Source organism: Vibrio sp. V09_P4A23P171 (assembly GCF_963875615.1).
GTDB lineage: Bacteria > Pseudomonadota > Gammaproteobacteria > Enterobacterales > Vibrionaceae > Vibrio > Vibrio anguillarum.
Window position 1 is genome coordinate 1 of sequence record NZ_CAWNMR010000011.1, and the last position, 14452, is coordinate 14452.

The 14452-nt window shown below is 45.1% G+C and carries 12 protein-coding genes and 6 tRNA genes; 6 read left to right on the forward strand and 12 right to left on the reverse strand.

Annotated elements, in window-relative coordinates; all coding sequences use genetic code 11:
* Positions 1–25: 25 nt before the first annotated feature.
* The 6 genes from AACT23_RS04255 (at position 26) to AACT23_RS04280 (ending at position 764) form a co-directional block, all read left to right on the forward strand.
* A tRNA-Gln gene (locus tag AACT23_RS04255) sits at positions 26–100 on the forward strand.
* A gap of 81 nt (positions 101–181) precedes the next feature.
* Positions 182–266: transfer RNA gene (locus AACT23_RS04260), tRNA-Leu, on the forward strand.
* 25 nt (positions 267–291) lie between these two features.
* Positions 292–366: transfer RNA gene (locus AACT23_RS04265), tRNA-Gln, on the forward strand.
* 80 nt (positions 367–446) lie between these two features.
* Positions 447–531: transfer RNA gene (locus AACT23_RS04270), tRNA-Leu, on the forward strand.
* A gap of 19 nt (positions 532–550) precedes the next feature.
* A tRNA-Met gene (locus AACT23_RS04275) sits at positions 551–627 on the forward strand.
* Positions 628–679: 52 nt separating this feature from the next.
* Positions 680–764 (forward strand) — tRNA-Leu (locus tag AACT23_RS04280).
* Positions 765–935: 171 nt separating this feature from the next.
* On the opposite strand, the gene AACT23_RS04285 is transcribed toward AACT23_RS04280, so the two are convergent.
* The 12 genes from AACT23_RS04285 to flgC form a co-directional block, all read right to left on the reverse strand.
* Positions 936–2069 carry a flagellin gene (locus AACT23_RS04285; RefSeq protein ID WP_094129715.1) on the reverse strand — a complete coding sequence of 378 codons (1134 nt, stop codon included), beginning with the start codon at positions 2067–2069 and terminating at the stop codon, positions 936–938.
* Between the two features lie 506 nt (positions 2070–2575).
* Positions 2576–3715, reverse strand: coding sequence for a flagellin (locus tag AACT23_RS04290; RefSeq protein ID WP_017045944.1), 1140 nt, complete (start codon positions 3713–3715; stop codon positions 2576–2578).
* A 395-nt stretch (positions 3716–4110) separates the two neighbouring features.
* Positions 4111–5304 (reverse strand): flagellar hook-associated protein FlgL, encoded by a 1194-nt coding sequence (gene flgL, locus AACT23_RS04295; protein ID WP_013856259.1) that lies wholly within the window; start codon positions 5302–5304, stop codon positions 4111–4113.
* Positions 5305–5314: 10 nt separating this feature from the next.
* Complete coding sequence (flgK, locus tag AACT23_RS04300; RefSeq protein ID WP_017045945.1) at positions 5315–7189, reverse strand: flagellar hook-associated protein FlgK; 1875 nt, start codon at positions 7187–7189, stop codon at positions 5315–5317.
* Positions 7190–7331: 142 nt separating this feature from the next.
* The gene (gene flgJ, locus AACT23_RS04305; RefSeq protein ID WP_017045946.1) at positions 7332–8255 is read right to left on the reverse strand and encodes a flagellar assembly peptidoglycan hydrolase FlgJ; all 924 of its coding nucleotides are present in this window, start codon (positions 8253–8255) and stop codon (positions 7332–7334) included.
* Positions 8256–8264: 9 nt separating this feature from the next.
* Positions 8265–9356 carry a flagellar basal body P-ring protein FlgI gene (locus tag AACT23_RS04310; protein WP_013856256.1) on the reverse strand — a complete coding sequence of 364 codons (1092 nt, stop codon included), beginning with the start codon at positions 9354–9356 and terminating at the stop codon, positions 8265–8267.
* A gap of 47 nt (positions 9357–9403) precedes the next feature.
* Positions 9404–10183 (reverse strand): flagellar basal body L-ring protein FlgH, encoded by a 780-nt coding sequence (flgH, locus tag AACT23_RS04315; RefSeq protein WP_017045947.1) that lies wholly within the window; start codon positions 10181–10183, stop codon positions 9404–9406.
* Positions 10184–10206: 23 nt separating this feature from the next.
* The gene (gene flgG / locus AACT23_RS04320) at positions 10207–10995 is read right to left on the reverse strand and encodes a flagellar basal-body rod protein FlgG (RefSeq protein ID WP_010319379.1); all 789 of its coding nucleotides are present in this window, start codon (positions 10993–10995) and stop codon (positions 10207–10209) included.
* Between the two features lie 21 nt (positions 10996–11016).
* A complete protein-coding gene (flgF, locus tag AACT23_RS04325; protein WP_094129718.1) occupies positions 11017–11766 on the reverse strand; it encodes a flagellar basal-body rod protein FlgF in 750 nt (249 codons plus the stop codon).
* Between the two features lie 197 nt (positions 11767–11963).
* Positions 11964–13268, reverse strand: a complete 1305-nt coding sequence (gene flgE, locus AACT23_RS04330; protein WP_088732774.1) for a flagellar hook protein FlgE — start codon at positions 13266–13268, stop codon at positions 11964–11966.
* A 43-nt stretch (positions 13269–13311) separates the two neighbouring features.
* Entirely contained in the window at positions 13312–14019 is a 708-nt protein-coding gene (gene flgD, locus AACT23_RS04335; RefSeq protein ID WP_013856252.1) for a flagellar hook assembly protein FlgD, read from the reverse strand.
* A 16-nt stretch (positions 14020–14035) separates the two neighbouring features.
* Entirely contained in the window at positions 14036–14452 is a 417-nt protein-coding gene (gene flgC / locus AACT23_RS04340) for a flagellar basal body rod protein FlgC (RefSeq protein ID WP_010319383.1), read from the reverse strand.

A 14452-nucleotide genomic window follows, 5' to 3' on the forward strand; every position in this document is an offset into this window, starting at 1 on the left:
TTATTTAGATGAGCAATCATCCTGTAGGGCTATCGCCAAGCGGTAAGGCAGCGGCTTTTGATGCCGCCATTCCCTGGTTCGAATCCAGGTAGCCCTGCCATATTTCATATGGCTAGCGATAAGCTACCCATAACAACGATAAATTGAGTAACCAATCCTCAGTTTATCTACAGCATAAGTTGCGGAAGTGGCGAAATTGGTAGACGCACCAGATTTAGGTTCTGGCGCCGTAAGGTGTGAGAGTTCAAGTCTCTCCTTCCGCACCATTATTTAGATGAGCAATCATCTTGTAGGGCTATCGCCAAGCGGTAAGGCAGCGGCTTTTGATGCCGCCATCCCCTGGTTCGAATCCAGGTAGCCCTGCCATTATTTGTAGGATTAGCGATAAGCTGACCGTAAAAAGATAAGCTAAATCAATAACATTCGGTTTATTTAAAGAATACGCTGCGGAAATGGCGAAATTGGTAGACGCACCAGATTTAGGTTCTGGCGCCGCAAGGTGTGAGAGTTCAAGTCTCTCTTTCCGCACCATGATTTAAGATTGTCAAATGGCTACGTAGCTCAGTTGGTTAGAGCACATCACTCATAATGATGGGGTCACAGGTTCGAATCCCGTCGTAGCCACCATTTATAACGATAGTTTGAATAACCAATGTTCAATCTATCTACAGTACAAGTTGCGGAAGTGGCGAAATTGGTAGACGCACCAGATTTAGGTTCTGGCGCCGCAAGGTGTGAGAGTTCAAGTCTCTCCTTCCGCACCATCAATTCAAACCCAGCTTAGGCTGGGTTTTGTTTTATTAGCCTCATAACAATATATCCTTTCCTCCCGTTTAACCGTTGATTCATTTTTCAGATCCATTCTTTGATCACGTGAAAAGTGAGGCATAAAAAAATCCAGCCGAAGCTGGATTTTTAATTTAAAAGTTAACGACTTAACCAAGCAAACCAAGAGCAGCATTAGGCGCTTGTTTAGCTTGTGCCAACACTGAGCTTGATGCTTGAGAAAGGATCTGCGATTTAGTCAAGGCAGTGGTTTCTTTCGCAAAATCAGTGTCTTTGATTCGGCTCTTAGAAGCATTTACGTTTTCGTTGATGTTATCTAAGTTGTTAATCGCATGGTTGAAACGGTTTTGGAATGCACCCAGTTGAGCACGATGGCTGTCTACAAATTGCAGTGCCGCATCAACAATGGCAACTGATTCTTGCGAACCACCGACAGAGGTGACATCAATGGTATCGACTGTCACATTTTTTGCCGCTTGGAAACTCAGCTCACCCGCTAAGCTGCCACCAAAGGTTGCTACGCCATCAATACGGTTGCTATCAGTAAAGATTTGCAATTTGCCTTCATCGTCAACAGAAGCTTTTAACATGTCGGTTTGACCATTGATGTAAGTGGCCAACTCTTCGATGTCATCGCCATCTTTTGCACTTAGGTTGATGGTTTGCTCGCCAGTACGTTTGTCAGTCAACGTAATGGTAAGGTCATTAGCACCCGCTTTAACGGTCCAATCTTTATCTTGTCCATTTGCCGCTTGGTAACTCTTACCGCCCATCATTGCGTTGTCGCTGCGCATATTATTTAGGCTTAGCATGACCGCTTCACCGTTATCCGCACCGATTTGGAATGATTTCGTCTCAAAAGTACCATTGAGCAACTTATTACCACCAAACGATGTAGTTTCAGCAATACGGTTGAGTTCGTCATTCAGCGCGGTGATCTCTTCTTGAATCGCTACGCGGTCGGCTTTCGAGTTCGAACCATTTGACGATTGTAGAGATAAGTCACGCATACGTTGCAAAATATTGGTGGTTTCGTTCATTGCACCTTCAGCTGTCTGCGCAATTGAAATGCCATCATTTGCGTTGCGCACGGCAACATCTAAGCCTCTGCTTTGAACGTTCAAACGGTTAGAGATTTGCAAACCTGCTGCGTCATCTTTTGCGTTATTAATTTTGAAGCCTGATGATAAACGTTCCATTGATAACTGTTGCGCATTGCTAGCACTGTTTAGGTAGCGTTGTGCTGTCATAGCTGAAACGTTAGTGTTTACATTAACCGCCATAGTGGTTCTCCTATTGATTTTCCGACTTAGCGTCATAGACAAACGGTTTCCGACGTCTCGGAAAACCAAGTAGTTCTCTCAAAGTACTATTATTAGCGACTGCGGTTAGGAATCCTTTAACGGGAAAACGACGATTTCGTAAAAAATAACCAATATCGATTAAAAGTGGGATAAACGCTGCAAAACTGGCTGAAATACAAAAATAGCATTAAAGATTTGACGTGATTGGTCGGCTTCACGGGCGATTGAGGAGCATTGATGAGAGCAAGAAGTTATAGATAAAGAAAAGCCCCTTTTCCTTTGAGAGAACCGGGGCTAGTTGGTAGCCAGAGCCAATGTGGAGATCAGAGAAATGAACACATTACCGACTGACCGGGGCGCATGATTATCTATGACTATAAAGCAGGGTACATCTTGAGAGAGCTTTATATTCGGCCATAATCATACTTTGCCAAGGATTCCTTCACCTAACCCACGTCTGAGCTGTTGGATGAAGGGTCCTAACATTACTGCAATAGTGACATTGCAGAATTTGGCAACTGTTTTGCTTGAGCGAGAATGGAGGTACCCGCTTGTTGCAGAATCTGTGCTTTCGTCATTTGCGTGGTTTCTTTCGCAAAATCTGTATCTTTAATTCGACTGTTGGATGCTTCAACATTCTCTTGGATATTGGCCAAGTTGTTGATGCTATGGCTTAAACGGTTTTGCTTCGCACCGAGCTCTGCCCGTTGTGAATCCACATATCTCAACGCAGCATCCAGAACGCCCACTGCATTTTGAGAACCACCAACTGAGGTGATATCAATATCTTGAACCGTCGTCTTAACGCCCGGCCCACCGTTTAGGCCAAGTTCGGTTGCCAAACCACCAGAGATGGCAAGGTCACCTTGTAAATTCGGTTCTGCGGCAAAAATTTGCAGTTTACCGTCTTGATCAACCGATGCTTTAAGCTTGTCGGTTTGACCATTAATGTAAGTCGCTAGCTCTTCAATATCATCGCCATCTTTGGCTAACACATCGAGAGTAACAAGCTCACCTGCCTGGGTGGTGAATTCAAATTTCAAATCACGCGCGCCCGCTGGCACTCCCCAATCCTTGTCCTTTCCTTGCTCTGCAAGGAACGATTGGCCGCCCATACGGAAGTCATCAGCACGTATGCTGGTAAGCCCCATAATGATCGCCTCACCTGAGCTCGCACCAATCTGGAACGATGCTTCACCGAACGAACCGTTGAGCAGTTTACGTCCACCGAATGAGGTCGTTTCTGCAATACGGTTTAACTCATCTTGCAATGCGGTCGACTCTTCATCCAAAGCTTGTCGCTCTGACGCCGAGTTGGTGCCGTTTGCTGATTGAAGAGCAAGATCACGCATACGTTGCAAGATACTGGTCGACTCATTCATTGCCCCTTCCGCGGTCTGAGCAATCGAAATACCGTCGTTGGCATTACGCATTGCCACATCTAGGCCACGAGACTGAGCGGTTAAGCGGTTTGAAATTTGTAAGCCTGCCGCATCATCTTTAGCGCTGTTGATTTTATTACCTGATGATAAACGTTCCATCGAGGTATTTAATTCACCCGTCGCTTTATTAAGGTAACGCTGAGCAGTCATTGCTGAGACGTTAGTATTTACTGTAATGGTCATAGTTTGCTCTCCTAGTGAGTTCGCAAGCTTTTTGCGAAGCGGCCAGCTTTACTCTCATTTGGAAGCACTGACCGTGAACTTGCTAAATCCGCTATTTGCCGATTTAAAAACTTGTTGTATCAACTCTGATATAGACAATTCAATTAGTATGCCAACTTTTAAAACATCTGATATTAAAATTAATATTCTTTGTTTTTTAATCACTTAGAAGAAATTTAATCATTCTATCTTTGTGAGTGAGCATCCAGTTCTTTCTCGTTAGCAACAGAGTTGCCACTTTCGTTTGCCGCTCTATTGCCTCTTTATCTCTCGATAATAGATGAGCAATTTCCAGGCCAATTTTTCAACACATTCCACTCTTCGCGCATATGGCTTAGCACATAAGGCATTGAAGATTAGATATAGTTGAAAAGGGTCAAATCTTTCGTTTTACCAAAAGCCAGTTGTGAAGCCTGCAACGCACGTGAATTCTCATTAAATTCAATCACCGCTTCTGCGTAATCGAGATCTTCAAAGTTACTTTTTGATTTCGCTAAACTGATTTTGAAATCTTCATGCTGTTCTTGTTGAATATCTAAAGTGCTCAAGCGTGCACCGACATCAGTACGCACTTTATTGAGATGAATAAAGGCGGCATGAAACTCTTCCGTAATTTGGTGCAGTTTCGCTGTCGTCGACGCATCCGATACGGAGCCCTGCGAGAGCTCAATTGCGTCTTTATAGCTATCAAATAAGGTAAAGGTTGAACGCGGCTCTAGGCTTAACACATCACCTTTCGAAATTTGCCCTTTTACGTGCACCGTCAGATCTTGATATCGAATGCCTTTTTGTGGATCAAACTCATCGGCCTGTACCACGCTGCCATCTTTCTCTAATTGGTAACCATATTTGCCGTTAGCCATATCAACAAACGTCACGGTATAGCGCGATGTATCATTCGAGTCTAAATTGGTTGCACGCTCGAGCAGTAACTCTGAACCTTCGTTTAATTGATAGTTTGGTTCGTAGTTACCAAACGGGTTATCAATCTCCATAAACACTTTATTACCCGGATTATTGAACGGGATCTCTAAGCTGTTGGAGATACGCATTTTGCGCTGATAATCATCGCCGGAATAAGTCACGTTACTGGCATTATCTCTAAAAAATGGCTGATTCTTCGGCTTGGTTCCGGCAAACATGTAGTTACCGGACTCATCTTGCGTATTTGCTAGTTCAATTAAGTTGTTGAACATCTCTTGCAGCTCACGCGCTTTCGCTTCTCTATCTTCTGGAGAGAATGAGCCGTTAATCATTTCCATGACCGTACGCTTTGCCTCATCGGTCGAGCTTTCCGCATTGGCAATGATTACTTCTTGATGTTCTAAGCGGTTTCGAACCAGCACGATTGCATCAAGATATTGGCGTAATTGCTCTTCTTGCTGCCCTACTTTTTGGATGTAATGAGTGGCTAATGGACTATCGCTGGCCGAAAGCAACTTCTTACCTGACGCTAGCTGCGCTTGGTTATGATGGATCTTTGATTCTTGACGGCGCATATCGTTTTGCACCGATTGATAGTTATGGAAGCTCGATATTCTGGTTAACATTTATCGCCTCCTATCTCAGCTGCAAAATCGTGTTGAAAGTATCATTAGCCACCTGCATGATGCGTGAGGAAGCCATATAAGCTTGTTGGAATTTCATCATGTTCGCGGCTTCCTCATCAAGGTTGACTCCGGAAATGGACGCAATGCGCTCCTGCGCTGACTCTTTTTCAAGCCTGGCCACGTCACTTAAGCGTGACGCGGTGGCCAGCTGCAAACCAAAATCAGTATTGAGATCGTGATAAACCCCGAGCACGGTCGTTTCACCGTCGTTGAGTTTTTTCTCCGTTTGAATTTGCTGCATCTTACGTAAATTGCCGTTATCACCTTCTGAGGGGACAAGGTTTGCCGTAAATTTATCATTGGGTAGCGCGCCAGCCGTCAATTCAAACGTTGTACCAAGCACAGTAATCGAATTCGATGGTGGGTAGGCCTGTGGTTCTAGCAGCACGTTGCCTTTGGTATCCGTGACCGCAAATTGATCGCCCGTTGGTGAGATCACCACTTCAAATTCACGCAGCCCACCTGCCGATAAAATATTAAATTTTGCCTGCCCTTGGGCAAAAGTGGTGGAGGCTTCATAACTTTGTGCGGCAATGGCTGTCGGATCGTTGGTCGCCATTTTCATAATAGCGGCACCATTACGCGTTGGGCGCAGTAATATGCGCTCCCCGGCTTGAGGGGCGTTGCGAATCTCAACTCGCATTCCATCTAAAAATAAACTGCTGCCAACGACCGGAACGTTAACCCGCTCGCCCGTTGGCTTTAATACGGTATAATTGCTGCCGTTGTACTGTAGGGAGTATTCACCACTTTTCAACGCTGAAGTATCTTCGATATAGACCGCCATATCAGCTTTTGAATTGCCAGCGATGATCGCTCGCGAGCGGGCATTGACTTCAGAGTTCACATCCGTAAACAACGCTCTTCCCACATTGCCACGTAAGTCCAAGCCTTGTGATTGCAACTTGTTAACTTCATAAGAGAAAGATGTTGCCATGCGGCCAAGTTCATCCATTAGGTAAGGAATGTGCTTATCTCGCATCGTAAACAGCGCACTTAACTTACCACCAATATCCTCAGTGGTAATGGTCTTGATCCCTTTGCCTTCAATCATGGCCAAGCGGCGCTGACTCACATCAGGATAACCATCAACCATCTTCATTTGGCTGGCTTCTGTACCTGAGACGAGCGTGTGCCCGCTCCCGATATGGATGTTAAACCCTTCAGCATTTTTACGTGGCGTCACGGTGACCTTGGTGTATTCAGACAACTCAGCCACCAATTTTTCATGCTGGTCCATTAAGTCATTGTGAGGACCAGGAGTACGCATCATTAAGCGTTGTAAATCTCGCAGCTCAAGCGCCAATTGGTTAATACGCTCAACGGCAACATCTAGCCCTTTGTTGGTCGCATCAGATTGGCGGCGAATGTTCTCGTGAAAATCATTCATGTTTTGAGTGATCAGATCCGCTTTCTCAAGTACAACTTTACGCGCACCTACATCATTCGGGCTGTCGGCGAGGGTTTTAATCGCATCAAACCATTCGTTTAAGTTTTCAGGGATTTTTTTCGAGGCCACTGACGACAATAACTTTGAGAGCATGTCTAAATTTTCTTCGTCGTCACGCTTAAAGGAAAAACTGGTGGTAGATAGGTTTAATTCATTAACGGCAAATTGATCCCATGAGCGGCGAACTTTTTCCACATGTACGCCCATACCGTAGGTTTCACCACCGTATTGGCGAGGCGTATTGGTCCCTTGGATCACAGACTGACGGCTGTAACCTTCTGTATTAACATTAGAAATGTTATGACCTGTGGTGCTGAGTTGTCTCTGAGCGGTAAGTACACTTTGGGTACCTAGATTCAGAAGATCCGACGCCATACTGCCCCCGAAAACCTAATCAAATCAGTGGTTACTGAATATCTAAGTTAGTAATTGCAATATGTATGCCAAAGGAGTTTCAAAGAAGAGATTAGACAAAATAAAGGAAAGATAAAAGCCAGCAAGGCTGGCTTTAGAGGGGTTATTCCATTGCTTCAATTTGAGATTTTACTCTCAGCACTTTTTCAGCATAGTACGGGTCCGTCGCGTAACCAGCAGCGTGCAGGCCACGAATGAAAGACTCATCGCTGCCATTATGGTTCAGCGCCACGGTGTAGCGCGGATTGTCATTGAGAAAACGAACATAGTCATTAAAACTGTCTTGATAATTTCCATAAGAACGGAACGCAGCTTTTTCCATCACTGGTGTATTATCATGATATTCAAGAGTTTGCGTCGCCACTTTCTCACCTAACCAACTTTTATCCGCTTTGATGTTGAATAAGTTATTACTGCTACCACGAGCATTTTGAACAACTTTTTGTCCCCATCCGGTTTCTAATGCCGCTTGAGCAAGCAGCAGTGAAGAGTCAACACCTAATGCCCGCGCTGCTTTTTCAGCATAAGGTTTCATTGAAGCCACAAACGCTTGCGGCGAATCAAATCGACTCGATTCGACCTTGCTAGGTTCGATCGTTTCTTGCGTTGAGAGGCGGCGGTTGTTACTGCGTTCGATACGGCGCATGGCTTCTTGGAAACCATCTTGCGTCGGGTCGGTTATTGATGGATCGTTTTTCGAGGTGCCGTTAGCCTGACTGAGCTGCGCCACAATCATATCGGCAAGCCCTAAAGAACCGGAGGCACTGAGCTCGCTCGACATTTGTTCATCAAGCATTTGTCGATAGAAATCTTCGTTTTGGCTGTTGAACATCTCAGATTTAAAATCGGCATTGGCGTCGCGCATCGATTTGAACAACATTGAGGTAAAAATCGCTTCAAACTGTTTGGCTGCGGCCTTGAGCGCCGCTGACTCGCCTTCTTTATCACCGGTTTTTGCTTGCTGACGTAGCTTATCTAAGCTAGCAATATCATGAATAAAGCCAATATCATTGGGATTATTAATCATCTTCCTCTCCTAGATAATGATCAGTTGGCCTTCAATCGCGCCAGCTTGTTTCAATGCTTGCAAAATCGCCATCAAATCTGAAGGAGCTGCTCCCACTTCGTTGACCGCGCGCACTAAATCATCCAAGGTCAAACCCGGTTCAAATTTAAACATTTTACCTTGTGCTTCAGACACTTCTATTTGGCTATTAGGCACCACAGCTGTCTGACCACCCGCTAACGCATTGGGCTGACTGACATTCAAATTCTCTTTAATGGCAACAGTCATACCACCGTGCGTCACCGCAGCAGGTTTTAAGCGCACATGCTGGCCGACAACAATAGTTCCCGTTCGTGAATTAACGATAATTTTGGCTGAGCCATCCGCTGGATCAAACTCAACATTTTCGATTGCAGAAAGAAACGCGACGCGCTGCCCTACATCTCGCGGTGCACGGATACGTACTGACGTTGCATCAACCGCGGTCGCCATCTCTGGGCCTAAGAAGTTATTCACTGCATCTGCCATACGTTGCGCTGTGGTGAAGTCAGATTCAAGCAAATTGAAGGTAATAAAATCGCCACGGCTAAAAGGTGTTGGTACTTCGCGTTCCACCATAGCGCCGCCTGAAATCAGGCCAACCGTTGGGTTATTGCCGACAATTTTAGAACCATCAGCACCGGTGGCACTAAAACCACTGACCACTAAATTACCTTGGGCCACGGCGTAAATTTGACCATCCAACCCCTTAAGGAAGGTTTGCATTAGAGTGCCGCCACGTAAACTTTTAGCAGAGCCGATAGAAGAAACGGTGACATCGACACTTTGACCTTGCTTGGAAAACGCCGGTAATTCGGCCGTCACAATCACGGCGGCAACGTTCTTTGTTTTCGGTTTAGTGCCCGGCGGCAATTGAATGCCGAAATTTTGCAACATGGCGTTAAAACTTTGGTCGGTGAACGGTGTCGATTCACCCGTTCCCGGTAGCCCAGTGACTAGACCATAACCCACTAATTGGTTACTCCGCACGCCCGCAACTTGAGAGACATCTTTGATACGGGCCGCTTGTGCATGGGTTGCGATGAGCAACAAACTTAAAACAAGCAGGGTAAATTTTTTCATGGTCTAGTACCTTAATTTCTACGTTTCTTTACGCCAGAACTCCGGCGTTACAGAGAGACATTAAAGAATCGTGCCAAGAATCCAGGTTCTTGCATATCTTGATTGGTGCCTGTACCTGAATATTGGATGCGGGCATTAGAAATACGAGTAGAAGCAATGGTGTTGTCAAAGTCGATATCATCGGGACGAATGGTACCGCTTAAGCGAATGTATTCATCGCCAGTGTTCAGTGTGAGCCATTTTTCACCACGGATGACTAAGTTGCCGTTGGCGAGTACTTCAATCACTTCAACCGTGATCGAACCAGAAATACTGTTACTTTGGTTGGCTGCAGAACTGCCATTGAACTTGTTATCATTTTTCAACGCATAAGAGAAATTGTAATCACCCACAGTGAGATCTTTACCGCCGACAGCGAGTGGGTCCATCGACGCATCATTGGATTTGGATAGATCCGCATCAGCACTCTTGGCCGCTTTAGTACTTTCATCAAGATTGACGGTAATAATATCGCCAATGCCACGCGGTTTTGAATCATCATAAAGACTGTTCATTTGTGCCAAATTAAACAGTGAACCAGTTTCCGCGGCATAATGTTCCGGTTTCTGTTTTGGGTGGATAGGGGCCCAAGCAGGATCACCGGCTACGGGATCGGAACGCTTACGCATTGAGTCCAGTAAACCAGAACCTTCTTCTGCAGACTTATCCCCTTCAACCGCGTCCACCACGGTTGTACCTTGAACCACTTCAGGAGTATCGACCGGTGGCGGCATTAACGAGCAACCAGACAAAGCAGTAACCAATACAAGACTCAATAGACGTTTCATCGCAGCATTCTCTTAGTTAATGATTAGAGTTGTTGGTTCACAAAACTCATCATCTTATCGACTGCTGAGATGACTTTTGAGTTCATTTCGTAAACGCGTTGCGCTTCAATCATGTTGACCAACTCTTCTGTGACGTTCACGTTAGAGGTTTCAAGCATGGATTGACGAACATCACCGAGGCCGTCAAGCCCTGGCACCCCTTCTTGTGGATCACCACTAGCACCGGTCGGTAGATACAAGTTTTGACCAATCGGCTCTAGACCGCCTGGGTTGATAAAATCAACCGTGGTAATTTGTCCAACCACTTGGTTATTTTGCTGGCCACGAAGCCTAACTGACACTTCACCATCATTACCGACAGTAATAGAGATTGCATCAGGTGGAATAACAATTTCCGGCTCTAAATTATATCCAGCACCGGAAGTCACAATTGCCCCTTCGTCGTTGAGGGTAAATTGACCATTGCGGCTATAAGCGATATTGCCATCTGGCATCAGGATTTGGAAAAAGCCGTCACCTTCAATCATCATATCGAGGCTATTGGTCGTGGTTTGTACGTTGCCGTGGGTATGCACTTTTTGTGTTGCCACGACTTTAGAACCCGCACCAAGCATCAAACCGCTTGGCAGTTTGGTATTTTGCGAAGATTGACCGCCCGGTTGATTAATATTTTGATAAAACAGATCTTCAAATACCGCACGACCCTTTTTAAAACCAATAGTCGAGGCGTTCGCTAGGTTGTTTGAGATAGTGGCAATATTGGTTTGTTGGGCATCAAGCCCGGTTTTACTTACCCATAATGCAGGTTGCATAGTAATCTCCTTTAACGCTTATCAGCTCATACGAAGTAATGAATCGGACGATTTGTCCATCTCTTCTGCGGTGCTCATCATTTTGACTTGCATTTCAAACTGACGTTGTAGCTCAATCAAGCTAGTCATCTCACCCACCGCATTGACATTACTGCCTTCCAGCGCACCTTTTAATAGCTTTACGCTAGTATCTGCTTCGAATGCTGCATTAGGATCTTTAGCACGGAATAAACCATTCGTATCTTTGTATAGGGATTGATTATTGGGGCGAACCAGTTTAATTCGGCCTACCACTTCCATCGCATCGGCTGGAGCGCCTTGCGGACGAACGGAAATAGTACCGTCATTACCGATTTCTACTTTACTCAATGGAATAGGTAGAGTGATTGGCGCGCCCGTTCCATCTAGCACTAGATGGCCGCTACCATTTATGAGCATGCCATTTTGGTCAATGCTTAGGTTGCCACTACGGGTTAACCCCTCTTTGCCGGTTTTATCCATCATGGAAATCCAACCGTCACCTTGAATGGTGATATCGAGATCGCGCCCTGTGGTAATGACACTGCCTTGCGCAAAATTATGTCCCGGACGTTCTGTCATGCTAAACACGCGGCTCGGTAACCCTTCGCCATAAGCTTGCATTGAGCGAGCTTGCGCCAAATCAGCACGGAACCCCGTGGTACTGACGTTTGCTAAATTGTTCGCTCTTAATTGCATGGCTTGCATGTTTTGCTTTGCGCCACTCATGGCGAGAAACAGTGCGCGATCCATAATCTGCTCCAATAATCATCGTTCGATCATTAAAAGCAATTGACGTGCCAACTTATATTTAAACTAAAAATCAATAGGTTAAATGTAATTTCACAAAAAATAGGGAGGATATAACGAAGATTGCCGCAAACAGATGGCAACAATACCAAGCTAACATTGCCGCTAACTTGGTATTGCCATTGATGACGTTAAAGGAATTAACGGATCTGTAGTATGTTTTGTTGTAGCTGGTTGTGAACTTCAAGCGCACGCGAGTTCGCTTGGAAGTTACGCTGAGCAGAGATAAGATCCACCAGCTCTTGAGTCATATCAATGTTGGATTGTTCAATAACACCATTGCTGATGGTACCAAATGAGCCTTTGTTTGATTCACCCCAAATTTTATCACCTGAGAATTGAGTCGAATCCCACTGCGTACCACCTTTTTTATCTAAGCCTTGTTCATTGGCTACGCGGACAAGCCCCACACGTCCTAGAATGGTATTTTGACCATTTGAGTAAGTGGCTAGCACACTGCCATTTTCATCGAAATCGATCTTCGTCAAAAAGCCCGTGGTTGCACCATCTTGTACAAATTTAGTCAACTCAAATGGAGCAGCAAATTGCGTAGCCGAATCGAGACTGAACGACAATGTTTGGTTGGCATCAGCACCGTTGAGTTCAACTGGGTTTGCCCCCAAACCTAAAGGCTCGGTTACAATTTGCTGACCATTATTCATGCTGGCTAGCGTACCATCATTATTAAACTTCATGGTATGCCCAATATGACCCGTCGGCGTAGTAGCATCACCACCAACTACATTGATTGGTTTCTCACCAGTTTTATCCGTCACGGTGTAATAGGTTTGCCATGTGTTAGCTTGCGTCTGATCTTTGAGGTAATAGGATGTCAACTTATAAGGCTGACCCATCGAATCGTAGACTGTCGATGAGGTGGTACGGTTGTACGTCTCAGGATCAGTAATATCAAACAAGGTTGGGTCTTTTAACTTGCCATTAGCTGGCAAGTTCGCGCCAAGTTCAACATTGGCAGTCTGTTTAGGTTTACCAAACTGAGCAGGAATATTGATAGGTTTTGGCTCATACGAAAGAACATCACCAGTATCAGGGTTAACATCATAGCCAAGCAAAAACTCGTCATTTGACGTTACCATGTAATCATTTTTATCGAGGTGGAAAGCACCATTTCTGGTCAACTCATTTTGTTGAGGCGTCAGCTTATCTTTCGCAACCGCAAAGAACCCCGTTCCCGCAACGCGCAAGTCCATCGGGTTATTAGTATAAATACTGGAACCTTCGTGGAATTGTTGTGCCACTTTGTTCGCCTGAACACCTTGACCAGGAGTCGTTTTGGAGTTGGTAAACAATGAGGTTGAGTAAACATCACCAAACTCAGCTCGCGACTCTTTAAAACCAAAGGTATTCGCGTTAGCAATGTTGTTACTGGTGGTGTTCAGATCTAACTGAGCTGCGGATAAACCGCTTAATGATATATACGACATTCCAAAATCTCCTATCTAGCTAGCATATCTACTCTATAAAGAGTTACGCTTTGCCAACTTCTAGTACTTCAGCAAGTTTAACTGGCGATGTAAATCCAGCCAGATTGAGCAGTACGTTACCATCACCTTTACCCAGCAGAACGCTATTGACGTTTGCGTAAGTCGATACCGCAAACTCCTTGCTTTCTCCATCGAGCAAACCCGAAGCTTTCACTTGGTATTTGCCGCCCGGCAATGGATTACCGTTTTGATCGTTACCGTCCCATTCAACGCGATTATCACCGGCTGATTTAGCCCCGACATCAAAGGTACGAACCAATTGTCCAGCTTCATTCTCTATTCGGACAAACAAGTTCTCTAAACTTTGAGGAAGTTTGACCATCGCAGCCATCCCAGCACCCTCTTTTTTGATCCCTGCTGCTCCCGGAACTAACACATCACGGCCAACCAGTGATGAAGCCTGTAGAGCTTGGTTGGATGTCATCGACGAGTTGAGACTCTCAAACTGAGTGTTCATTTTGCCGATACCATCAACTGTGGCAAATGACGCCATTTGGGCGATCATCTGGTCATTACTGACCGGTTTAAAAGGATCTTGCTGAGCCAGTTGTTTGGTGAGTAACGATAGGAAGTCTTCTTGTTTAAGATCTTGCTTCCCCGTTGTCTCTTCTGTTTTCTTTTGGTCTTGAAGACTTTTCAGCTGGTCAATATAAGACAAGCCGCTTTGACCAATGTTATTTATTCCGGCCATACGCTACCTCCTTATCCTATTGACCCATCTGCAGCGTGCGCAGCAGCATTTGTTTACTTGCATCAGCCACCTGCACGTTCGTTTGATAAGAACGAGAAGCCGAAATCATGTTAGCCATCTCTTCCATCACATTGACATTAGGCTTGTAAATATAGCCTTCATCGTTAGCAAGTGGGTGATCTGGGTTATATTCTGCGTTAAGCGGTTTATCGCTTTCAACAATACCTAATACTTTTACAGGTACATTATGATCACGGTTATAACGCGCTTTACTTAACTCTGCACCAAACACCGCGTGACGCGCTTTGTAAGTATCTTTCGCCGAACTACTCACACTATCCGCATTGGCTAAGTTACTTGAGGTCGTATTTAGACGAACAGATTCAGCACTCATTGCAGAACCAGTCACATTGAACACATTAAATAAGCTCAT